Source organism: Klebsiella sp. A-Nf5 (assembly GCF_002810545.1).
Lineage (GTDB): Bacteria > Pseudomonadota > Gammaproteobacteria > Enterobacterales > Enterobacteriaceae > Klebsiella > Klebsiella variicola.
In genome coordinates this window covers 1-22,891 of sequence record NZ_PIOG01000014.1, presented here as the reverse complement: position 1 = coordinate 22,891, position 22,891 = coordinate 1, and the positions used below count along the sequence as shown (strand labels likewise).

The following is a 22,891-nucleotide window of genomic DNA, read 5'->3' as shown; positions in this document are numbered from 1 at the left end:
CACAATGACGCGGTGTCTTACATCATAACCACATCGAACTGCTCTTGATTATAGAGCGGCTCAATTTGTACCTTGACCTGCTTACCGACAAAGATTTCCACTTCCGCCAGCGCGTGCGACTCTTCCCCTTTCAGGGTTTCCGCCACCGCAGGGGAAGCATAGACCAGGAAGCGATCGGAATCATAAGCATGATGTACGCGGACGATCTCACGCATAATCTCATAGCATACCGTTTCAACCGACTTTACCGTTCCGCGTCCGTGGCAGGTCGGGCACTCGTTGCACAGCACATGCTCCACGCTTTCACGCGTGCGCTTGCGGGTCATCTCCACCAGTCCCAGCTGCGAGAAGCCATTGATGCTGGTTTTCACCCGATCTTTACTCAGCGCCTGCTCTAAGGAGTGCAGTACCCGTCGACGATGGTCTTCATTGTTCATGTCAATGAAATCAATGATGATAATGCCGCCGAGGTTACGCAAACGTAGCTGGCGGGCTATCGCCTGGGTAGCTTCGATATTGGTATTGAAGATAGTATCGTCAAGATTCCGGTGCCCGACAAACGCCCCGGTATTGATATCAATGGTAGTCATCGCCTCGGTCTGATCGATGATCAGGTAGCCCCCGGACTTCAGCTCAACCTTACGCTCCAGCGCGCGCTGAATTTCGTTCTCCACGTCAAAGAGATCGAAAATTGGCTGGCGGCCGCTGTAGTGTTCCAGCTTGCTGGTCATTTCCGGGATATATTCAGCGGTGAACTCAAGTAACGCCTCGTAGGTCAGGCGAGAGTCGACGCGAATACGGTCGAGATGCGCATCGGCAAAATCACGCAGCACGCGCTGAGCCAGGGCCAGCTCACCGTACAGCTGATAACGGGTCTGGTTGCGCTTTTTGCGCTCCATCACCTTAGTCCAGACGCGCTTCAGATAGGCGGCATCGGCGGCCATTTCCTGCTCGTGAACCCCTTCCGCAGCGGTGCGAATGATAAATCCGCCCTGCTCGTCGCAGTAGTCTGCGACAACCTTTTTCAACCGCTCACGCTCGGCTTCGCTTTCAATGCGTTGGGATACTCCCACATGGGAGGCGCCTGGCATAAACACCAGATAACGGGAAGGCAGGGTGATATCCGTGGTCAGACGCGCGCCTTTGGTGCCCAGCGGATCTTTGACCACCTGGACCATCAGGTCCTGGCCCTGGCGCACCAGCTCCGAAATATCGCGTACGGTAAACTGCTTTTGCTCCTCACCGGCGACACATTCGGTATGCGGCATGATATCGGAGGCGTGGAGGAACGCCGCCTTATCGAGACCAATATCTACAAAAGCCGCCTGCATTCCCGGCAGCACTCGGCTAACACGACCTTTGTAGATATTGCCTACTATTCCGCGTCGCGCTTCACGCTCAATATGGATTTCCTGCAGAATACCGCCATCGATATACGCGACGCGCGTTTCGGATGGCGTTACGTTAACTAATAATTCAGCCGTCATCTTTATCCCTTTTCTTTACGCAGTGAGTTAAAGTTACTGAGCAACTCATACGTTTCCACCAGCGGTAAGCCGACTACGGCGTGATAGCTGCCATTAATCTTCCTGACGAAGCAACCACCCAACCCTTGAATACCGTATGCACCTGCTTTATCTAAAGGCTCGCCGCTGGCCACATAATCGGCGATATCCTGCTCGCTGAGCAGCCGGAAAGTCACTTCAGTGACCACCAGGCAGTCCAGCGTCTGCTGCGTGTCTGCCAGCGCCACCGCCGTCATTACCTGATGCGTTTGGCCGGAAAGCAGACGCAGCATCGCGGCAGCGTGTTCAGCGTCGCGCGGTTTTTCCAGCACTTCGCCGTTAAGAATGACAATCGTATCCGCTCCCAGCACCGGTAAATCGCGCGATGCCATCGCCACTCCGGCCTGCGCTTTTTCGCGCGCCAGGCGGACAACATAATGCTCGGCGCTCTCCTGCGGCTGGCGCTGTTCCTCGATACCAGGAACCAGACGTTCGAAAGTGAGACCAAGCTGAGTCAGCAGTTCCTGCCGACGCGGGGAACCAGAAGCAAGATACAGAGTTGTCATATCAACCTTATTGCACTGCAAATTGCTGACGCACTTTGCGCATCAGCAGGAAGAGCCATGGCCAGAGGACACCATTTACTACACTACTCCAGAATACTTCTGGACGGAAAGAGACGTTGATCACTAAAAACTCTGCCCAGAAAACAATGATATCCACGGCCAGGGATAACAGCATCACCACCAGCGCCTGTTGCCACAGCGCCAGGTTACGGAACAGCTGATACTTCAGCGCGACCAGATAGGCGATGATGCTTAAGGACAGCGCGCGAACGCCCAGCGTCGAGCCGCTAATGAGATCAAGAATAGCCCCCATCACGAAGCCCGTCCCTACGTTCACCCGATGCGGCAGGGCGAGGATCCAGTACAGCAGGATCAATAATACCCAGTTGGGCCGGAAAACGCTGATGTCCGCCGGCCAGGGCATAATTTGCAGCAATAGCGCGATAAGAAACGAGAGCCAGATAACCCAGCGTCCCTGGCTACGGTAACTTGCCACTATTGCCCCCCTGCAGGCAGAGACGGCTGCGATGGCGTCAGCCCGGTGGCTGGCGCTGGCATCTGCGGCCCCATCGCATCCGGCGCAGGCAGCACCTGCGGCATCATCTGCATCAGGCGTTCGTTAGCCACACGATGGACCTCTTCCGGGGTCATCGGGTTGGCGCCATTGCGATCGGCGCCCCACAGCAACAACAGATAACGCAAGCGTTGCAGACCGGCCGTCGGACGTGCCTGAATCACGGTGTAGGCACGCTGAGTGTCCAGCTTCACTGAGGAGACCACGCCAACCGGATACCCTTCCGGGAAGCGGCCGCCGAGACCAGAGGTCACCAGCACATCACCGACGCGAATATCGGTATTCGCCGGCAGATGTTCAAGCTGGAGATCGTCGGTACAGCCGTTACCGGCGGCAATCACGCGAATGTCGTTACGCAGGACCTGGATCGGCAGCGCATGGGTGGCATCACAGATCAGCAGCACCCGGCTGGTCATTTTCGCCACCGCTACCACCTGCCCCACCACGCCTTTATCGCTGATAACCGGCTGGCCTTCGTAAACGCCGTTCACGCTGCCCTTATCGATAACGACCTGATCGCTGTAGGGATCGTTAACCGTTGAGATGACCTGCGTCACCATTTTTTGTTCGTCCTGGCGCAGCGGCGAGCCAAGCAGTTCCCGCAGACGCGCGTTCTCCTGCTTGTACTGGCCCAGCATCAGCAGATCGCTGTTTTTCAGCAACAGCTCCTGACGCAGCGCGCGATTTTCCAGTTCGAGCTGATCGCGGGTCGCCAGCGTTTGCGATACGCTGTCGAGCAGTTCCCGGGGACCATTAGAGACAAAGTAGAAAGGGCTGACGGCTGTATCCATGTACGTTCTGATTTGACTGAACGTACCCAGGCGGCTGTCGGCGATAATTACGCCAAGCGCCACCAGCACCGCCAGAATAAGGCGAATCTGTAGCGAGGGGCCACGGCTAAAAATTGGCTTCATAGGCTATGCGTATTCTCGTGTCAGTAAAGACAGGGGCAGCCGTTAAGCCACCCCAGACCTTCAGGCTGACTACTCTTCGCTAAACAGGTCGCCGCCGTGCATGTCGATCATTTCCAGCGCCTTGCCGCCGCCACGCGCTACGCAGGTCAGCGGATCTTCAGCAACCACGACTGGAATACCGGTTTCTTCCATTAACAGACGGTCCAGGTTACGCAGCAGCGCACCACCGCCGGTGAGAACCATCCCGCGTTCGGAGATATCAGAAGCCAGTTCCGGCGGGCACTGCTCAAGGGCAACCATGACCGCACTCACGATGCCGGTCAGTGGCTCCTGCAGCGCTTCAAGAATTTCGTTTGAGTTCAGGGTGAAGCCGCGTGGAACGCCTTCCGCCAGGTTACGGCCGCGAACTTCGATTTCACGCACTTCATCGCCCGGATAAGCCGAACCGATTTCGTGTTTGATACGCTCAGCGGTCGCTTCACCGATCAGGGAACCGTAGTTACGACGCACATAATTAATCACGGCTTCGTCGAAACGGTCGCCGCCGATACGCACGGAAGAAGAGTAAACCACGCCGTTCAGGGAGATAACCGCGACTTCAGTAGTACCGCCGCCGATATCGACAACCATAGAACCGGTCGCTTCAGAAACCGGTAAGCCTGCGCCGATCGCTGCCGCCATCGGCTCTTCGATCAGGAAGACTTCACGAGCGCCAGCGCCCTGCGCGGATTCACGGATCGCACGACGCTCAACCTGAGTGGCACCAACCGGTACGCACACCAGCACGCGCGGGCTCGGGCGCATAAAGCTGTTGCTGTGCACTTGTTTGATAAAGTGCTGCAGCATCTTTTCCGTCACGAAGAAGTCAGCGATGACGCCGTCCTTCATCGGGCGAATCGCCGCAATATTACCCGGGGTACGGCCGAGCATCTGCTTCGCTTCATGACCTACGGCGGCGACGCTTTTCGGCGATCCGGCACGATCCTGACGAATGGCCACCACGGAAGGCTCATTCAATACGATGCCTTGTCCTTTTACGTAAATAAGGGTATTCGCGGTACCCAGGTCAATGGACAGGTCATTGGAAAACATGCCACGAAATTTTTTTAACATACTAAGGGATAATCCTGAAAGCTGGGGCGGAAAACAAAATCCGCTTACTTTACCAACCACACGCAGCAGCGACAAGGCGCAAAAATCACCTGCTGCGGTGAAAATTAGTGCAGTTCATTTCCTTTGTTACAAATTTTTCCGACTCCGTTCATTGCTGAAATCTTCAGCAGCGCTCCACGCCTGAATTTGTAACCTGTCAAAGGAGGGTCACTGGCATTTACATTGCGATGATCCGGCGGGTAGACAAGCACACCCCCTTCACGATGGCGCGCGTTATTCTACGTGAAATCACGCTAAACGGCAGATCAAACCGAGTATCTTTGCGAATATTTTTTCACATTTGTGTCAAGTAGCTGTGAGGCCGCAAAAAATTCCCCCTGACCGCCTGTGACACCGCATTGAGACAGCACCAACCACTCGCTGCGGCTACGTACGCCAGTCGCAAAAACTTGCATAGGCATGCCTTTGCAGGCTTCCACCAGACTTTGCACCAGTAGCTGGTTCTCGCTGCGCTTTTCAATGTTGCGCGCCAGCCCAGGATGCAGTTTGATCAACTCCGCATCCAACTGCTTGATCCAGCTGGTTCCCACCAGGGTTAACCCCGCCTGAACGACCGCCACCCGAACACCCAGGGCGTTAACTAACCGCATAACCGGCTGTAGACGGCCGATATATTGACAAACATCTGCCTCTGCAAGTTCAAAAATAATCCGCTGACGCTGCGATTTTTCACACTGCATCAGGGCATCGCGCAGCCAGCGCTGGAAACGAGGACGGATCAGCGACTCCACCGACAGTTGTAACGCCAGGTTTTCTTCAGGCCAGAAGCCTAAAAATGGCAGCAGGCGCGTTACCTGCAGGCGGTCATACTCCTCCGCCAGACCAAACTGCAGCACCATCGGCATATACTCGGCCGCAATCACCTCTTCTTTACCGTCGTACATCCGGGACATCAGTTCACGGTGATGCACCCGCCCATCTCGGGTAACGGCAGGTTTTTGGTACAACCGCGGTCCCCCGCGGCTCAGCATCTGTTCGATCAGCGTCCGCCAGCGCACGTTGCCGCGGCCTTTCTCCGGAAGGGTGTCATCATAAACCGACCAACTGTTGCTGCCCTGCAGCACCGCGTTGCGCGTTGCCGCTTCCGCATGTTCCATCACCTGCGCTGTCGATTGCCCGCTGCGGAAAGCACAGATCCCGATGTGCATCATATCGTCACGATCGAGAATGCGCGTTGGCGGCAGCGCGTCCATGGCCTTCAGCAACAGCCCGGCGATACTATCCGCCTCTTTTAACGTGCGGTGCGGCAGCAGTACGGCGAAGTCACTACGGTGATAACGCGCCAGTAGCGCGCCGGGATAACGCATAATAAAGGTAGAGAGCAGGTTGATAAGCGTGAAGTAATGCTCTTCAGCCGCCGCTCGTCCCCAGTTGTCCCGCAGCAGATCGAACTCCGGCAGACGGATCATCATGACGATGCCGTAGGCGCCCACTTTCTCCTGGTCTTCCAGCAGCGTGGCCAGCTGATTATCAAAGAACAGGCGATTATTCAGACCCGTTTTAGAATCCTGTGCCGCATAGGAGCGAATCAGCGTATCCATACGGCTGCGCTGATCGCTGGCAAACTGCAGCTCCGACAGCAGCATATCCAGCGCGCTGCTGGTGCTGGCCGGCCATTCATAGACCGACCCGCGCACCTGGGGCCCGCGCTCGCCGCTCAGGATACGCGTGGAACGAAGCTCAAGCAGCTCCTGACCAGCCAGCTGGCGGCGGATCCAGCGGACGGCGAAGAAAATAATCACCACCATGAAGCCGATGGAGATCGACAGCGGGGCCGTGATCGACAGCGAGCGGAAATAGTTCACCATCGGGTCGATGTAGACCAGATGCAGAGTGATACCAGGGTGTTTCAGTGACGGGACCGTGATCTCACGGAATTGCTCATGGCTGCCCAACGGGCGATAACTGTCGGTTCGGGAGTGGCTGTAGAGTGGTTTGCCGTTAAGCATGAAATCGATATGCACGATCTCGATCGGCGTCATCAGCTCATCCAGCTGCGGCTCAAGCTTATCAAAAGAGGTGGTGATGAGCCGGTTGTCCAGCATGGTCGCCACCGCCTGAACCCGGTTTTCGACCTTGTTCTCAATGCCATTATAAAAACTCAGCGAAGCGCCAATCAGCGTGACAAAGATGGTCAGGCTAGTTAGCAGCGTGATAAAGGCTGAGAACTTCGTCGTTAATCGCATCCCTGTGTTAACTCCGCGAGTGAATGACTGCCCGATGAACCATCAGGCTCCCGTGCCGGCGCGCGCCTTGCCGCTAGCATTAACCTTTTAAAGCGCGACGCATACTATCAAAGATGGCGAGTCTGGCAATGGAATGCGTATTATCGGCGAAAGTATGCCGATAGCGAGTATAGTCGGCAGAAAAAATTTGCCAATCATTGCCCACCTGCGGCCTGCGCCAGAAGCGCTTTAATTTTAGACGCAGGATGACAAACCGGCGCCAGCGGCGCAAATTATTACGGCTTTTACCTGCAGACTCGCTTTCCACCCTCTTTGCCCTGATAAAGATGCCGGGTCAAGCGCGGTAAAGGAAACGTCTTGTGCCACTTTCCGATGATTCCTGGACGACCGCGCCTCTGCTTCGGCGGCGGCTCCTCATCCTAATCTGCAATTTTTCGTGACATATTCGCGATAAATCGTCGTCTCCGTCATGCTTAGGGAAACGCATGACGGAGGACACCATGAAAAGAAAAAAACTGACGGAAGCCGACGTCACGGCCGAATCCGTTTTTATGCTCAAGCGGCGCCAGGTACTGAAAATGCTGGGCATCAGCGCGACCGCCCTCTCGCTTCCCGCTACCGCGCAGGCCGATCTGCTGGACTGGTTTAAAGGCAATGATCGCCCGCCGGCTCCGGCGGGCAAGGCCCTGGACTTTGCTAAACCCGCCGAGTGGCAGGCTAATCTGACGCTCACCCCGGAAGATAAGGTCGCCGGTTACAATAACTTTTATGAATTCGGCCTCGATAAAGCCGACCCAGCGGCGAACGCAGGTAGCCTGCGCACCGATCCTTGGACACTGACCATCGGCGGTGAAGTGGCGAAGCCGCTGACCCTTGACCATGACGATCTGACCAAACGCTTTCCGCTGGAGGAGCGCATTTACCGTATGCGCTGCGTGGAGGCCTGGTCGATGGTGGTTCCCTGGGTCGGTTTCCCGCTGCATAAACTGTTGGCGCTGGTGGAGCCCACCAGCAACGCACGCTATGTCGCCTTCAAAACCCTTTACGCCCCGGATCAAATGCCCGGGCAGAAAGATCGTTTTATCGGCGGAGGGCTCGCTTACCCTTACGTGGAAGGGTTGCGGCTTGACGAAGCCATGCACCCGCTGACGCTGCTCACTGTCGGGGTGTATGGCAAAGCGCTTCCGCCGCAAAACGGCGCGCCGGTCCGCCTGACCGTGCCGTGGAAGTACGGTTTTAAAGGCATTAAATCCATCGTCAGCATTGAGCTAACGCGCGAGCAGCCGCCGACCACCTGGAATCTGGCGGCGCCGGACGAATACGGCTTCTTTGCCAACGTTAATCCCCATGTCGATCATCCCCGCTGGTCGCAGGCCAGCGAGCGGTTCATCGGCTCAGGCGGAGTGCTCGACGTGAAGCGTCAGCCGACATTGTTATTTAACGGCTATGCCGACGAAGTGGCCTCACTGTATCGTGGTATGAACTTGCGGGAGAACTTCTAGTGCGTTTCACCGTCAAACAGATCGCCTGGTTGAAAGTCCTACTCCACCTGGCGGGGTTTTTGCCGCTGGTCTGGTTGTTCTGGGCCGGACATCAGGGCTACTTTAGCGCCGACCCGGCCAAGGATATCCAGCACTTTACCGGCAGGATGGCGCTTAAGTTCCTGCTGGCAACGCTGCTGGTATCCCCGCTGGCGCGCTACGCGAAACAGCCATTATTGATTCGCATTCGCCGCCTGTTAGGTCTATGGTGTTTTGCCTGGGCGACGCTGCACCTGACCAGCTACACCTTGCTGGAGCTGGGCATTAACAATCTGACGCTGCTGGGCTCGGAGATTATCAATCGCCCCTATCTGACGTTAGGCATGGTCTGCTGGATGATCCTGCTGGCGCTAGCGGTGACCTCGACGCAGGCAATGCAGCGAAAACTGGGCCGTCGTTGGCAACTTTTGCACAACTTCGTCTATCTGGTGGCGATCCTCGCGCCGATTCACTACCTGTGGTCAGTGAAGATCGTCTCGCCGCAGCCCATCATTTATGCCCTGCTGGCGGTGGTGCTTTTGGCATGGCGTTATAAGAAGTTCCGCCAGTGGTGGCGCTGAATCCGGTAATGTGCAGTTTCCCGCAGATCTTTTATCAACCGCGACTCTTTTTACGATAGCGGTTGATAATCTTCCCTGATAAGACCAGTATTTAGCTGCCAATTGCTACGAAATCGTTATAATGTGCGACTTTGGTTTTCCTGACGGGGTTTTCTGACCCTGAAAAGGTGACAAGGGCGCATTGAAGGTATATGTTGTTTTTTACCCGAAGATGGCAGGAGATCGCCACACGATGGCTGACAAGTTTCACATTTTGCTTTTGAATGGTCCAAACATTAACATGCTCGGTACCCGCGAGCCTGATAAGTATGGCACCCTCTCGCTGGCTGAAATTGTTAACCGTTTGACATCTGAGGCGGCGGCACTGAATGTGAGCCTGGATCACCTGCAGTCCAACGCGGAGTATGCGTTAATCGACCGAATTCATCAGGCTAAAGACAACGTGGACTATATCCTGATTAATCCGGCCGCGTTCGCGCATACCAGCGTAGCAATCCGTGACGCTTTGCTTGCCGTGAACATCCCGTTTATCGAGATTCACTTGAGCAACGTGCATGCACGCGAACCCTTCCGCCAGCACTCATACCTGTCAGATGTCGCCGCTGGCGTCATTTGCGGTCTGGGGGCGGACGGCTATTCATACGCTTTACAGACGGCGGTAAAACGCCTGTCACAATCACACTAAACAAAGAGTACGGAACCCACTCATGGATATTCGTAAGATTAAAAAACTGATCGAGCTGGTTGAAGAATCAGGTATCTCCGAACTGGAAATTTCTGAAGGCGAAGAGTCTGTTCGCATCAGCCGCTCTGCACCGGTCGCAAGCTATCCGGTTATGCAGCAGGCTTATGCTGCGCCGATGATGCAGCCTCAGGCGCCTGCCGCCGCGGCTGCCGCACCAGCTGCTGCAGCTGAAGCGCCGGCAAAAGCGGAAATCAGTGGTCACATCGTACGTTCCCCGATGGTTGGTACTTTCTATCGTACGCCAAGCCCGGACGCGAAAGCGTTTGTGGAAGTTGGCCAGAAAGTTAACGTGGGCGACACCCTGTGCATCGTCGAAGCGATGAAAATGATGAACCAGATCGAAGCCGACAAAGCCGGCGTGGTGAAAGCCATTCTGATCGAAAGCGGCCAACCGGTAGAATTCGACGAGCCGCTGGTAGTTATCGAGTAACGAGGCGAACATGCTGGATAAAATTGTCATCGCTAACCGTGGCGAGATCGCATTGCGCATCCTGCGTGCCTGTAAAGAACTGGGCATCAAGACCGTCGCTGTGCACTCCACCGCGGATCGCGATCTAAAACACGTATTGTTAGCGGACGAGACGGTCTGTATTGGCCCGGCTCCGTCCGTAAAAAGCTATCTCAACATCCCGGCTATCATCAGCGCGGCGGAAATCACCGGCGCGATAGCGATTCACCCGGGTTATGGTTTCCTTTCCGAGAACGCCAACTTTGCCGAGCAGGTTGAGCGCTCCGGCTTTATCTTCATCGGTCCGAAAGCCGACACTATCCGCCTGATGGGCGACAAGGTGTCCGCGATCACTGCGATGAAAAAAGCCGGCGTCCCGACCGTTCCTGGTTCTGACGGCCCGCTGACCGACGATATGGACGCTAACCGCGCCCATGCCAAACGCATTGGTTATCCGGTGATCATCAAAGCCTCCGGCGGCGGCGGCGGTCGCGGTATGCGCGTTGTGCGTAGCGACGCTGAACTGGCGCAGTCTATCTCCATGACCAAAGCGGAAGCGAAAGCGGCTTTCAATAACGACATGGTCTACATGGAGAAATACCTGGAAAATCCTCGCCACATCGAGATCCAGGTACTGGCGGACGGTCAGGGTAACGCTATCTATCTGGCAGAGCGTGACTGCTCCATGCAGCGTCGTCACCAGAAAGTGGTCGAAGAAGCGCCGGCGCCGGGCATCACCCCGGAACTGCGTCGCTACATCGGCGAGCGTTGCTCGAAAGCCTGTGTGGATATCGGCTACCGCGGGGCGGGTACGTTCGAGTTCCTGTTCGAAAACGGCGAGTTCTACTTCATTGAAATGAACACCCGTATTCAGGTAGAACACCCGGTTACCGAAATGATCACTGGCGTTGACCTGATCAAAGAGCAGCTGCGTATTGCAGCCGGCCAGCCGCTGTCCATCAAGCAGGATGAAGTGGTCGTCAGAGGCCATGCGGTGGAATGCCGTATCAACGCCGAAGACCCGAACACCTTCCTGCCGAGCCCGGGTAAAATTACCCGCTTCCACGCGCCGGGCGGTTTTGGTGTGCGCTGGGAGTCTCATATCTACGCCGGTTACACCGTACCGCCGTACTATGACTCCATGATCGGTAAGCTGATCTGCTACGGCGAAAGCCGTGACGTGGCGATTGCCCGCATGAAGAATGCGCTGCAGGAGCTGATCATCGATGGCATCAAAACCAACGTTGATCTGCAGATGCGCATTATGAGCGACGAGAACTTCCAGCATGGTGGTACTAACATCCACTATCTGGAGAAAAAGCTCGGACTGCAGGAAAAATAATCCTGTATTCGCTGCAAAAGGCCGGTTAATCCGGCCTTTTTTCTTTTTCTCTCCCCTCGACTTTTCCATGCGGTACAATCCCCGCTTTCTTCATCCTCAAGGGACAAAAAATGGACAAACGTTTTGTTCAGGCCCATAAAGAAGCGCGCTGGGCGCTGTGGCTGACCCTTCTCTATCTTGCCGCCTGGCTGGCGGCGGCCTATCTGCCGGGCGTCGGTATCGGTTTTACCGGCCTGCCGCATTGGTTTGAAATGGCCTGCCTGCTGGTGCCGCTGCTGTTTATACTGCTGTGCTGGGCGATGGTGCGCTTTATCTTCCGTGATATCTCTCTGGAGGATAACGATGCAGCTTGAGATTATCGTGGTGCTGATCGCTTACCTGTTTGTCGTCTTCGGACTGTCGATTTACGCGATGCGTAAACGCAGTACCGGGAACTTCCTTAGCGAGTATTTCCTCGGCAGTCGATCGATGGGGGGGTTTGTCTTAGCCATGACCCTCACCGCCACCTATATTAGCGCCAGCTCATTTATAGGCGGCCCCGGCGCCGCCTATAAATATGGGCTGGGTTGGGTACTGTTAGCGATGATCCAGGTACCGACGATCTGGCTTTCTCTTGGGATCCTCGGTAAAAAATTCGCGATCCTGGCACGCCGCTATAATGCGATCACCCTGAACGACATGCTGCAAGCTCGCTACCAAAACCGCGCGGTGGTGTGGATTGCCAGCGTCAGCCTGCTGGTCGCTTTTGTCGGCGCCATCGCTGTGCAGTTTATCGGCGGCGCGCGCCTGCTGGAGACCGCCGCCGGGATCAAGTACGAAACCGGGCTGCTGATCTTTGGGATCACCATCGCGCTGTATACCGCTTTCGGTGGTTTCCGCGCCAGCGTACTTAACGATACGATGCAGGGGATGGTGATGTTGATCGGCACGATCGTCCTGCTGGTCGGCGTGGTACATGCCGCCGGTGGCCTGCATCAGGCGGTAGATACGCTGCAGCGGATCGACCCACAGCTGGTATCGCCGCACGGCGCGGATGATATCCTGACCCCCACCTTTATGACCTCGTTCTGGGTGCTGGTTTGCTTCGGCGTTATCGGCCTGCCGCATACCGCCGTGCGCTGTATCTCCTACAAAGACAGCAAAGCCGTGCACCGCGGGATTGTTATTGGCACGATCGTCGTGGCGATTCTGATGTTCGGCATGCATCTCGCCGGCGCTCTTGGCCGTGCCGTTCTGCCGGATCTGACCGTTCCCGATCAGGTGATCCCCACCTTGATGGTCCAGGTGCTGCCGCCGTGGGCTGCGGGACTGTTTTTAGCCGCGCCGATGGCGGCGATTATGTCGAACGTGAACGCCCATTTACTGCAGGCATCGGCTACGATCATTAAAGATCTGTGGCTCAGCGCGCAGCCGACAAAAAAACGCAATGAGCAGAAGCTCAAGCGGATCTCAACGATCGCCACCTTAGTGCTGGGTATATTAATGATGCTGGCCGCCTGGCGGCCGCCGGAAATGATTATCTGGCTCAATCTGCTGGCCTTTGGCGGCCTGGAAGCGGTGTTCTTATGGCCGCTGGTGCTGGGCCTCTACTGGGAGCGGGCAAACGCTGCCGGGGCGCTCAGCGCGATGTTGGTGGGCGGCGTGCTGTATGCCGTGCTCGCGACGTTTCATATTCAGTACCTGGGCTTCCATCCTATCGTGCCCTCGCTGCTGCTAAGTTTGTTGGCTTTTGTCGTCGGGAACCGTTTCGGCCAGCCCGTCCCGCCAGCCCCTGTTATGACTACTGATAAATAAAGAGTTTTGCTATGCCTTGGATCCAACTAAAACTGAATACCACCGGCGCGAACGCTGAAGCGCTGAGCGATGCGCTGATGGAGGCCGGAGCGGTCTCCATCACTTTCCAGGACACTCACGACACGCCGGTATTCGAGCCGCTGCCGGGTGAAACCCGTTTATGGGGCGATACCGATGTTATCGGCCTGTTCGACGCAGAAAGCGACATGAACGAAGCGGTTGCCATCCTTGAACAGCATCCGCTCCTCGGCGCCGGCTTTGCGCATAAGATCGAGCAACTGGAAGATAAAGACTGGGAGCGCGAGTGGATGGATAACTTCCACCCGATGCGTTTCGGTGAGCGCCTGTGGATTTGTCCGAGTTGGCGCGATGTCCCCGATGAGAACGCGGTCAACGTGATGCTTGATCCGGGACTGGCCTTTGGTACCGGCACCCATCCGACTACCGCCATGTGTCTGCAGTGGCTCGACGGTCTTGACCTGCAGGGCAAAACCGTTATCGATTTTGGCTGCGGTTCCGGCATCCTGGCGATTGCCGCCCTGAAACTGGGCGCCGCTAAAGCTATCGGAATTGATATCGACCCGCAGGCCATCCAGGCCAGCCGTGATAACGCCCAGCGTAATGGCGTCTCAGAGCGCCTTGAACTGTATCTGCCGCAGGATCAGCCAGAAGCCATGAAAGCCGATGTGGTGGTCGCCAACATCCTGGCCGGCCCGTTACGTGAGCTGGCCCCGTTAATCAGCGTGCTGCCGGTTACAGGCGGTCTGCTGGGTCTTTCCGGCATTCTGGCAAGCCAGGCGGAAAGCGTCTGCGATGCCTACGCCCCGCTCTTCACCCTCGACCCGGTGGTGGAGAAAGAGGAGTGGTGCCGGATTACCGGCCGGAAAAACTAAGCACCATGCGGCCCGCGGGCCGCATTTTTGTTTCCAGTAGCCACCAAATAATGCCTGGAAATGAGAGGCAGATCGCACTACAGCGTACTTTTTTGACTACAAAAACAGCGTTTTATGCCGCCAGGTAGCGAGTTTATCTAAGAAAAATCGAGAAGTTTTATGATTTTATAAATGGACACAAATTACCCATCACCCATTAAAGTAATGATTAATATAAGTATTTATTCATCGCTTTTACGCTAGTCCCGGATTCATTGATCTGCAACAGAGGATTGCTCAAAGTTTGGCCTTTCATCTCGTGCAAAAAATGCGTAATATACGCCGCCTTGCAGTCACAGTATGGTCATTTCTTAACTCATGCGCATCGGACACCACCAGCTCAGAAATCGCCTGATCGCAGCGCCCATGGCTGGCATTACTGACAGACCATTCAGGACGCTGTGCTACGAGATGGGGGCAGGTTTAACCGTTTCTGAGATGATGTCCTCTAACCCACAGGTGTGGGAGAGTGACAAGTCCCGTTTACGGATGGTGCATATCGATGAGCCCGGTATTCGTACCGTGCAAATCGCCGGTAGCGTACCGGAAGAGATGGCTGCAGCCGCGCGGATTAACGTGGAAAGTGGTGCCCAGATTATAGATATCAATATGGGATGCCCGGCGAAAAAGGTGAATCGCAAGCTTGCAGGTTCAGCCCTCTTGCAGTACCCCGAGCAGGTGAAGTCAATCCTGACGGCGGTCGTCAACGCGGTGGACGTTCCTGTGACACTCAAGATTCGCACCGGTTGGGAACCGGAACACCGTAACTGCGTAGAGATTGCCCAACTGGCCGAAGAGTGTGGCATTCAGGCTCTGACTATTCACGGACGCACCCGCGCCTGCTTGTTTAACGGAGACGCTGAGTACGACAGTATTCGGGCAGTTAAGCAGAAAGTTTCCATTCCGATTATCGCGAATGGTGACATTACTGACCCGCTTAAAGCCAGAGCTGTGCTCGACTATACAGGGGCTGATGCCCTGATGATAGGCCGTGCAGCTCAGGGAAGACCCTGGATCTTTCGGGAAATCCAGCATTATCTGGACACTGGAGAGCTGCTGCCCCCGCTGCCACTGGCAGAGGTTAAGCGCTTGCTTTGTGCGCACGTTCGGGAATTGCATGACTTTTACGGTCAGGCAAAAGGGTACCGAATCGCGCGTAAACACGTCTCCTGGTATCTTCAGGAACATGCTCCAGATGACCAGTTTCGGCGCACATTCAACGCCATTGAGGATGCCAGCGAACAGCTGGAGGCGTTGGAGGCATACTTCGAAAATTTTGCGTAATAGAAATAAAGAGCTGACAGAACTATGTTCGAACAACGCGTAAATTCTGACGTACTGACCGTTTCTACCGTTAACTCTCAGGATCAGGTAACTCAAAAACCCCTGCGTGACTCGGTTAAACAGGCACTGAAGAACTATTTTGCTCAACTGAACGGTCAGGATGTGAATGACCTGTATGAGCTGGTACTGGCTGAAGTTGAACAGCCCCTGTTGGACATGGTGATGCAATACACCCGTGGTAACCAGACCCGCGCAGCCCTGATGATGGGCATCAACCGCGGTACACTGCGTAAAAAACTGAAAAAATACGGCATGAACTGATACTAGTCAGTTGCTTGCTTGATATAAAAGGCGCTCTTCGGCATGGGGAAGCGCCTTTTTTATTATCTGCGCCAGCAGAACACGTTACTGATTGACCACCCGCAGTACAGGCTCCTGCGATAAACGTGCAGCACAGACCACCGCCATAATATTATCCACCAGCGCAGGTGCCTGCTGATAAAGATCGAAGCGTTGCGGATCGAGCAGCCAGTTTTTAATCAAGCCGGAAAAGGCGCTATGTAAAACAATTAATATCACGTCGATATTTGTTTCGGCTGGCAATATATTGTTACGTACACAGTGCTGCAGAATCCCACCAATAACGGAATAGTTAAATCCAATACGTTGGCGAATTTCGCTTTCCGATAACATATCGCTGGCAAACTCACAGCGTTGATAAAGAATTTGCATCAGAGCACGCTGGCGAGGATTCTCAGCAATATAGCGTAGCCCGGCAATAAATCGCTGCCGCAAATCATTTAAGGGCTCCTTCTCATTCATTGTCGCCAGGCTTTGCTGAATCAAATCCCTGAGCGGTGGCTGTTGCTGCCACATCTCATTAAACAGCTCCGTCTTACTGGCAAAATGCCAGTACACGGCGCCGCGAGTCACCCCCGCCGCATCAGCGATATCCGTCAGGGTCGTGTTGGCCCCCCCCCGCAGGGCGAACTGCTGGATCGCGGATTCAATCAGGAGCTGCCGCGTGCGCAGCGCCTCCTCTTTGGTTTTTCTTGCCATATAAGGCCTCAGTTCCCGATTAACAGGCAATATAGATTTTTCTGAAGATCCCTTAATCTAACATTTGGTGCACAATATTATTTAGCAAAAATGCAGACAAGTTAATTCTGATGTAGAAAACTAACGAATCATCTTAATGAATATTAATAGCCAACTCATTCATTAAAATAATGTCTGTTTATTATGTTTTACAATTGAGATAAATAGCAAAAACAGAACGACCATTTTTTTGTTTTTGCGTGCCTTGCTGAACGTTTAAAAATGAGTATCCCTTACATCCAGCGACGTTTATTTGTAGGATGGCAAACTGCTTTTTGACTCCCTCTTTCTTTCACAGATTCGCCGCCGAATTTGGTACGTAATCTATAAGGAACCGCAATGACAACTCACGCCAGAGTGACACTTTTATCCGGTTTAATTATCTCGGCCTTATTGCTTACCGGCTGCGATAATTCGGGCAACCCGCAACCCCATGCACAGGCGCCGCAGGTGACGGTCCATATCGTGAACAGTGCACCGTTGTCGGTCACCACCGAACTACCAGGCCGTACCTCTGCTTTTCGCGTGGCGGAAGTCCGCCCCCAGGTGAGCGGTATCATCCTGAAGCGTAACTTTGTTGAAGGAAGTGATGTCGAAGCAGGTCAGTCGCTCTATCAGATCGATCCGGCAACCTATCAGGCTGCCTGGAACAGTGCTAAAGGCGATGAGGCCAAGGCCGAAGCCGCAGCCGCCATCGCCCATTTGACGGTGAAACGCTATGTTCCGCTGCTGGGGACCAAATATATCAGCCAGCAGGAATACGATCAGGCGGTGGCCACCGCCCGCCAGGCCGATGCCGACGTCATCGCCACCAAAGCCGCCGTAGACACCGCCCGTATCAACCTGGCCTACACCAAAGTGACCTCCCCCATAAGCGGGCGCATCGGCAAATCGAGCGTCACCGAGGGCGCGCTGGTCACCAACGGTCAATCGGATGCCCTGGCCACCGTCCAGCAGCTCGATCCCATCTATGTTGACGTGACGGAGTCCAGCAATGACTTTATGCGCCTTAAGCAGGAAAGCCTGCAGCGCGGCGGTGATACAAAAAGCGTTGAGCTGGTGATGGAGAACGGTCAGGCCTATCCGCTTAAAGGGTCGCTGCAGTTCTCTGACGTCACTGTCGATGAAAGCACGGGCTCTATCACGCTACGCGCTATCTTCCCTAACCCGCAGCATGCCCTGCTGCCGGGGATGTTCGTCCGCGCTCGCATAGACGAAGGTGTCGATCCGCAGGCCATCCTGGTGCCTCAGCAAGGAGTGACCCGCACGCCGCGGGGCGATGCCTCCGTGATGCTGGTGAATGACAAAAACCAGGTTGAAACCCGGGAAGTGGTCGCGACTCAGGCCGTTGGCGATAAATGGCTCATCACCAGCGGGCTGAAGCCGGGCGATAAAGTGATTGTCAGCGGCTTACAGAAAGTCCGTCCTGGCGTCACCGTCAAAGCGGAAGCGGAGCGTGCGGCACCGGCCGCACAATAAGGATACCCAGCTATGTCTAAGTTTTTTATCCATCGACCGGTCTTCGCCTGGGTGCTGGCAATCATTATGATGATTGCCGGCGGCCTGGCCATCCTGCAGCTACCGATAGCGCAGTATCCCACGATTGCGCCCCCTGCGGTGGCGATCTCCGCCACCTACCCGGGTGCAGACGCGCAAACCGTGCAGGATACGGTCACTCAGGTTATCGAACAGAATATGAACGGTATCGACAACCTGATGTATATGTCGTCGACCAGCGACTCCGCTGGCTCGGTAACCATTACGCTCACCTTTAAGTCCGGTACCGATCCGGATATCGCCCAGGTGCAGGTGCAAAACAAACTGCAGTTGGCTACGCCGCTGCTGCCTCAGGAAGTACAGCAGCAAGGGATTAGCGTCGAAAAATCCAGCAGCAGCTTCCTGCTGGTTGCCGGCTTTATCTCTGATAACCTGGCCACCACCCAGGACGATATTTCTGACTATGTCGCCTCCAACGTGAAAGACCCTATCAGCCGCCTCAACGGCGTGGGCGATGTGCAGCTGTTCGGCGCGCAGTATGCCATGCGTGTCTGGCTGGACGGCAATTTGCTGAATAAATACAACCTCACGCCGGTCGACGTCATCAATGCGCTGAAAGTTCAGAACGATCAGATCGCCGCGGGTCAGTTGGGCGGTACGCCAGCGCTGAAAGGCCAGCAGCTGAACGCGTCGATCATTGCCCAGACCCGGCTTAAAGATCCGCAGGAGTTTGGCAAGGTCACACTGCGGGTCAATGCCGATGGCTCAGTGGTCCATCTGAAAGACGTCGCCCGCATTGAGCTGGGGGGAGAAAACTACAACGTCGTCGCGAGAATTAACGGTAAACCCGCCTCTGGTCTGGGCATTAAGCTCGCGACCGGCGCCAACGCGCTGGATACTGCCACCGCGATTAAAGCGAAGCTGGCCGAGCTGCAGCCCTACTTCCCTCAGGGGATGAAGGTTGTCTATCCATACGATACAACCCCTTTCGTCAAAATCTCCATCCATGAAGTGGTTAAAACACTTTTTGAGGCAATTATCCTCGTCTTTCTTGTCATGTATCTGTTCCTGCAGAACATGCGCGCAACGCTCATTCCGACGATTGCCGTTCCTGTCGTGCTGTTGGGTACCTTTGCGGTACTGTCGATGTTTGGCTACTCCATCAACACCCTGACGATGTTTGGCATGGTGCTGGCGATAGGCCTGTTGGTCGATGACGCCATCGTGGTGGTGGAAAACGTCGAACGTGTAATGGTTGAGGAGAAGCTCTCGCCAAAAGAAGCGACAGAAAAGTCGATGTCGCAGATCCAGGGAGCGCTGGTGGGTATCGCCATGGTGCTCTCTGCGGTATTCGTCCCGATGGCCTTCTTCGGCGGCTCGACTGGCGCGATTTATCGTCAGTTTTCGATCACCATTGTCTCCGCCATGGCGCTCTCCGTGCTGGTTGCGCTGGTGCTGACGCCGGCGCTCTGCGCCACGTTGTTGAAGCCAGCCTCAGCCGAACACCATGAGAAAAAAGGATTTTTCGGCTGGTTTAACGCCCGCTTCGACCAGAGCGTCAATCACTATACCAACAGTGTTAGCGGTATTCTGCGTGGAACAGGCCGTTATCTGGTGATCTACCTGGTAATAGTCGTGGGCATGGCCGTGTTGTTCATGCGTTTGCCCACGTCTTTTCTGCCCGACGAGGATCAGGGCGTCTTCCTGACCATGATCCAGCTGCCTTCCGGCGCTACCCAGGAGCGCACGCAGAAGGTGCTGGATACCGTAACCGACTACTATCTGCATAACGAGAAAGCCAACGTTGAAAGCGTCTTTACTGTTAACGGCTTCAGCTTCAGCGGCCAGGGGCAAAACTCCGGCATGGCGTTTGTCAGCCTGAAACCCTGGGAAGCGCGTAGCGGTGATGAAAATAACGTGGAGTCGATTATTAAACGGGCCACCGTGGCCTTCAGTCAGATAAAAGACGCCATGGTTTTCCCGTTCAACATGCCGGCCATTATTGAGCTGGGTACCGCCACCGGCTTCGACTTTGAACTGATCGACCAGGGTGGGCTTGGCCATACCGCCCTGACCCAGGCGCGAAACCAACTGCTCGGCATGGTGAAACAGCATCCGGATCAACTGGTCCGGGTACGGCCCAATGGGCTGGAAGATACCCCACAGTTCAAACTGGATGTCGATCAGGAAAAAGCGCAGGCGCTGGGCGTATCTCTCTCCGATATCAATGAAACGATATCCGCCGCGCTGGGGGGGTACTACGTCAATGATTTTATTGACCGCGGCCGCGTGAAGAAAGTGTACGTCCAGGCTGATGCCCACTTCCGTATGCTGCCGAGCGACATTAACAACATGTACGTTCGTAGCGCCAACGGCGAAATGGTTCCGTTCTCCGCCTTTGTCACTTCACGCTGGATATATGGCTCGCCACGCCTGGAGCGTTACAACGGTTTGCCATCCATGGAGATCCTCGGTGAAGCCTCGCCAGGCAAAAGTACCGGGGAAGCCATGGCGCTGATGGAACAACTGGCCAGTAAACTGCCGAGCGGCATCGGTTACGACTGGACTGGAATGTCTTACCAGGAACGCCTCTCCGGCAACCAGGCGCCTGCGCTCTATGCCATCTCACTGATCGTCGTCTTCCTGTGCCTGGCGGCGCTCTATGAGAGCTGGTCGATTCCGTTCTCAGTGATGTTAGTCGTTCCGCTGGGGGTCATTGGCGCACTGTTAGCCGCCACACTGCGTGGGTTGAATAATGACGTTTACTTCCAGGTCGGTCTTTTAACCACGATCGGTTTGTCGGCGAAGAATGCGATCCTGATCGTTGAGTTCGCCAAGGATCTGATGGAGAAAGAAGGGAAAGGGATCATTGAGGCCACGCTGGAGGCATCGCGGATGCGCCTGCGCCCTATTCTAATGACCTCTCTGGCTTTTATCCTCGGGGTCATGCCGCTGGTGATTAGCCATGGTGCCGGTAGTGGGGCTCAGAATGCAGTGGGCACCGGCGTGATGGGCGGGATGCTTACCGCGACACTACTGGCGATCTTCTTTGTTCCGGTGTTTTTCGTGGTCGTCAGACGACGCTTTACCCGGCACGCTGAATAATCGACTATAATTATCAAGGCGTCATGCGGCGCCTTTTTTTATATCTATCAGAACAACAAGTTAGTAGAAATATTAATTTTTTATCCCCGACTAACGCATTGGAAAATCCCTTCCTGCATATTCTCTTCATTATTTTTCATTTCTCTTCACGATATTTACACTGCTCATAATTTGAGATTATTTCCCCTTCCAGGCCTGTGTCATTGCGGTGGTAAAATAAGCTATTCCGTTATGTGTCAACAACGTTGACAGCAAACGGTTATTTAGAGGTAATACCATGAATAAATTAATATTAGTGACATTGTTAGCAACGTTGCTTGCTGGCTGTGCCCATGATTCCTCGTGCGTGCCTGTCTATGACTCGCAGGGCCGACTGGTGCATACCAATACCTGTGTAAAAGGCACAACACAGGATAACTGGGAAACGGCTGGCGCGATCGCTGGTGGGGCCGCAGCGGTTGCCGGTCTCACGTTAGGTATCGTGGCGCTGACTCGTTAGCAACTCCGCTCCACAAATGTTCAGCCTGGAGGCGTTCCCTTCGGCTCAGTCGCCAGAAAGACAAAAGGCCCAGTCACACGACTGGGCCTTTCATTTACGTTGATATGACCGCTGCTTTCCCCGGAGGCGGTGCTGCGCACCTTTTCCGGGCTACGGGGTCTGTAGCCCCGGTAAGCGCAGCGCCACCGGGGAGCTGGCGGCGCGTCTGGCCGCAAAAGACAAAAAAGCCCGGTCTTCCGACTGAGCCTTTCGTTTTATTTGATGCCTGGGAATGATGGCGGGCGTCCTGCCCGCTACCCTCCGGGCCGTTGCTGCGCAACGTTCAAATCCGCTCCCGGCGGATTTGTCCCTACTCCGGAGAGCGCTCATCGGCAAACAACAGATATAACAAAAGCAAAAGGCCCAGTCTTTCGACTGGGCCTTTTGCTTTATTTGATGCCTGGCGATTCCCTACTCTCACATGGGGAGACCCCACACTACCATCGGCGCTACGACGTTTCACTTCTGAGTTCGGCATGGGGTCAGGTGGGACCGCCGCGCTATTGTCGCCAGGCAAATTCTTTACAACGTGCCGAACTTTAACCTAAAAAGTGGTGCTGATACCCAGAGTCGAACTGGGGACCTCACCCTTACCAAGGGTGCGCTCTACCAACTGAGCCATATCAGCACGCTAAATTTGATGCCTGGCAGTTCCCTACTCTCACATGGGGAGACCCCACACTACCATCGGCGCTACGGCGTTTCACTTCTGAGTTCGGCATGGGGTCAGGTGGGACCACCGCGCTATCGCCGCCAGGCAAATTCTGTTTTATCAACACGTCACCCGGACGCATCGATTAATCTGTATCAGAGCTGAAAATTCTCTCAAATCGCCAAAACATCTTCGGCGTTGTAAGGTTAAGCCTCACGGTTCATTAGTACCGGTTAGCTCAACGCATCGCTGCGCTTACACACCCGGCCTATCAACGTCGTCGTCTTCAACGTTCCTTCAGGAGACTTAAAGTCTCAGGGAGAACTCATCTCGGGGCAAGTTTCGTGCTTAGATGCTTTCAGCACTTATCTCTTCCGCATTTAGCTACCGGGCAATGCCATTGGCATGACAACCCGAACACCAGTGATGCGTCCACT

At 55.0% G+C, this 22,891-nt stretch carries 21 protein-coding genes, 1 tRNA gene and 3 rRNA genes; 13 read left to right on the top strand and 12 right to left on the bottom strand.

Translation table 11 applies throughout. The features are described from left to right. Positions 1 to 17: 17 nt before the first annotated feature. The 7 genes from rng to CWM53_RS00720 all read right to left on the bottom strand — a co-directional run bounded on the left by rng (position 18) and on the right by CWM53_RS00720 (position 7,189). Complete coding sequence (gene rng, locus CWM53_RS00755; protein WP_008806687.1) at positions 18 to 1,487, bottom strand: ribonuclease G; 1,470 nt, start codon at positions 1,485 to 1,487, stop codon at positions 18 to 20. Positions 1,488 to 1,489: 2 nt separating this feature from the next. Then, positions 1,490 to 2,071 carry a Maf family protein gene (locus tag CWM53_RS00750; RefSeq protein WP_071839031.1) on the bottom strand — a complete coding sequence of 194 codons (582 nt, stop codon included), beginning with the start codon at positions 2,069 to 2,071 and terminating at the stop codon, positions 1,490 to 1,492. Positions 2,072 to 2,078: 7 nt separating this feature from the next. Next, on the bottom strand, positions 2,079 to 2,567 hold the full coding sequence (gene mreD / locus CWM53_RS00745; RefSeq protein WP_008806689.1) for a rod shape-determining protein MreD: 489 nt from the start codon (positions 2,565 to 2,567) through the stop codon (positions 2,079 to 2,081). Continuing rightward, positions 2,567 to 3,559, bottom strand: coding sequence for a rod shape-determining protein MreC (gene mreC / locus CWM53_RS00740; RefSeq protein ID WP_008806690.1), 993 nt, complete (start codon positions 3,557 to 3,559; stop codon positions 2,567 to 2,569). Before mreC ends, mreD begins: the two co-directional genes overlap by 1 nt. Positions 3,560 to 3,628: 69 nt before the next feature. Continuing rightward, positions 3,629 to 4,672: a rod shape-determining protein MreB gene (gene mreB / locus CWM53_RS00735; protein ID WP_002918653.1), complete on the bottom strand. Its 1,044-nt coding sequence runs from the start codon at positions 4,670 to 4,672 to the stop codon at positions 3,629 to 3,631. Between the two features lie 305 nt (positions 4,673 to 4,977). Next, positions 4,978 to 6,918 (bottom strand): RNase E specificity factor CsrD, encoded by a 1,941-nt coding sequence (gene csrD, locus CWM53_RS00725; protein ID WP_061153158.1) that lies wholly within the window; start codon positions 6,916 to 6,918, stop codon positions 4,978 to 4,980. A 79-nt stretch (positions 6,919 to 6,997) separates the two neighbouring features. After that, positions 6,998 to 7,189 carry a hypothetical protein gene (locus tag CWM53_RS00720; protein WP_074387437.1) on the bottom strand — a complete coding sequence of 64 codons (192 nt, stop codon included), beginning with the start codon at positions 7,187 to 7,189 and terminating at the stop codon, positions 6,998 to 7,000. Positions 7,190 to 7,418: 229 nt separating this feature from the next. Here CWM53_RS00720 and msrP point away from each other — a divergent pair, with 229 nt between their 5' ends. The 10 genes from msrP (at position 7,419) to fis (ending at position 15,885) form a co-directional block, all read left to right on the top strand. Continuing rightward, on the top strand, positions 7,419 to 8,420 hold the full coding sequence (gene msrP, locus CWM53_RS00715; RefSeq protein WP_061153157.1) for a protein-methionine-sulfoxide reductase catalytic subunit MsrP: 1,002 nt from the start codon (positions 7,419 to 7,421) through the stop codon (positions 8,418 to 8,420). Beyond that, a complete protein-coding gene (msrQ, locus tag CWM53_RS00710) occupies positions 8,420 to 9,019 on the top strand; it encodes a protein-methionine-sulfoxide reductase heme-binding subunit MsrQ (RefSeq protein ID WP_074387429.1) in 600 nt (199 codons plus the stop codon). The genes msrP and msrQ overlap by 1 nt, the downstream gene beginning before the upstream one ends. A 232-nt stretch (positions 9,020 to 9,251) precedes the next feature. After that, the gene (gene aroQ / locus CWM53_RS00705; RefSeq protein WP_012540446.1) at positions 9,252 to 9,704 is read left to right on the top strand and encodes a type II 3-dehydroquinate dehydratase; all 453 of its coding nucleotides are present in this window, start codon (positions 9,252 to 9,254) and stop codon (positions 9,702 to 9,704) included. 22 nt (positions 9,705 to 9,726) lie between these two features. Further along, complete coding sequence (gene accB, locus CWM53_RS00695) at positions 9,727 to 10,194, top strand: acetyl-CoA carboxylase biotin carboxyl carrier protein (RefSeq protein WP_008806696.1); 468 nt, start codon at positions 9,727 to 9,729, stop codon at positions 10,192 to 10,194. Positions 10,195 to 10,204: 10 nt separating this feature from the next. After that, the gene (accC, locus tag CWM53_RS00690) at positions 10,205 to 11,554 is read left to right on the top strand and encodes an acetyl-CoA carboxylase biotin carboxylase subunit (RefSeq protein ID WP_061153153.1); all 1,350 of its coding nucleotides are present in this window, start codon (positions 10,205 to 10,207) and stop codon (positions 11,552 to 11,554) included. Between the two features lie 110 nt (positions 11,555 to 11,664). Then, the gene (locus CWM53_RS00685) at positions 11,665 to 11,907 is read left to right on the top strand and encodes a YhdT family protein (protein ID WP_061153152.1); all 243 of its coding nucleotides are present in this window, start codon (positions 11,665 to 11,667) and stop codon (positions 11,905 to 11,907) included. Beyond that, complete coding sequence (gene panF / locus CWM53_RS00680; protein ID WP_061153151.1) at positions 11,897 to 13,348, top strand: sodium/pantothenate symporter; 1,452 nt, start codon at positions 11,897 to 11,899, stop codon at positions 13,346 to 13,348. Before CWM53_RS00685 ends, panF begins: the two co-directional genes overlap by 11 nt. 11 nt (positions 13,349 to 13,359) lie before the next feature. Beyond that, on the top strand, positions 13,360 to 14,241 hold the full coding sequence (gene prmA / locus CWM53_RS00675) for a 50S ribosomal protein L11 methyltransferase (protein ID WP_061153150.1): 882 nt from the start codon (positions 13,360 to 13,362) through the stop codon (positions 14,239 to 14,241). 357 nt (positions 14,242 to 14,598) lie between these two features. Beyond that, complete coding sequence (dusB, locus tag CWM53_RS00670) at positions 14,599 to 15,564, top strand: tRNA dihydrouridine synthase DusB (protein WP_008806700.1); 966 nt, start codon at positions 14,599 to 14,601, stop codon at positions 15,562 to 15,564. Between the two features lie 24 nt (positions 15,565 to 15,588). After that, the gene (gene fis / locus CWM53_RS00665; RefSeq protein WP_000462905.1) at positions 15,589 to 15,885 is read left to right on the top strand and encodes a DNA-binding transcriptional regulator Fis; all 297 of its coding nucleotides are present in this window, start codon (positions 15,589 to 15,591) and stop codon (positions 15,883 to 15,885) included. A gap of 84 nt (positions 15,886 to 15,969) precedes the next feature. Here the strand turns inward: fis and envR are convergent, their stop codons facing one another. After that, the gene (gene envR, locus CWM53_RS00660; RefSeq protein ID WP_100730533.1) at positions 15,970 to 16,623 is read right to left on the bottom strand and encodes an acrEF/envCD operon transcriptional regulator; all 654 of its coding nucleotides are present in this window, start codon (positions 16,621 to 16,623) and stop codon (positions 15,970 to 15,972) included. Positions 16,624 to 17,001: 378 nt separating this feature from the next. On the opposite strand from envR, the gene CWM53_RS00655 reads away from it, so the two are divergent. The 3 genes from CWM53_RS00655 (at position 17,002) to CWM53_RS00645 (ending at position 21,763) form a co-directional block, all read left to right on the top strand. Continuing rightward, entirely contained in the window at positions 17,002 to 18,141 is a 1,140-nt protein-coding gene (locus tag CWM53_RS00655) for an efflux RND transporter periplasmic adaptor subunit (RefSeq protein ID WP_100730532.1), read from the top strand. A gap of 12 nt (positions 18,142 to 18,153) precedes the next feature. Then, on the top strand, positions 18,154 to 21,264 hold the full coding sequence (locus CWM53_RS00650) for an efflux RND transporter permease subunit (RefSeq protein ID WP_100730531.1): 3,111 nt from the start codon (positions 18,154 to 18,156) through the stop codon (positions 21,262 to 21,264). A 277-nt stretch (positions 21,265 to 21,541) separates the two neighbouring features. Continuing rightward, entirely contained in the window at positions 21,542 to 21,763 is a 222-nt protein-coding gene (locus CWM53_RS00645; RefSeq protein ID WP_100730530.1) for a hypothetical protein, read from the top strand. 437 nt (positions 21,764 to 22,200) lie between these two features. Here CWM53_RS00645 and rrf (CWM53_RS00640) read toward each other — a convergent pair. The 4 genes from rrf (CWM53_RS00640) to CWM53_RS00625 all read right to left on the bottom strand — a co-directional run. Next, positions 22,201 to 22,316: ribosomal RNA gene (gene rrf, locus CWM53_RS00640) — 5S ribosomal RNA — on the bottom strand. Between the two features lie 38 nt (positions 22,317 to 22,354). Further along, a tRNA-Thr gene (locus CWM53_RS00635) sits at positions 22,355 to 22,430 on the bottom strand. A gap of 14 nt (positions 22,431 to 22,444) precedes the next feature. Then, positions 22,445 to 22,560 (bottom strand): 5S ribosomal RNA (gene rrf, locus CWM53_RS00630). Positions 22,561 to 22,656: 96 nt separating this feature from the next. Next, a 23S ribosomal RNA gene (locus CWM53_RS00625) occupies positions 22,657 to 22,891 on the bottom strand; the annotation flags it as partial.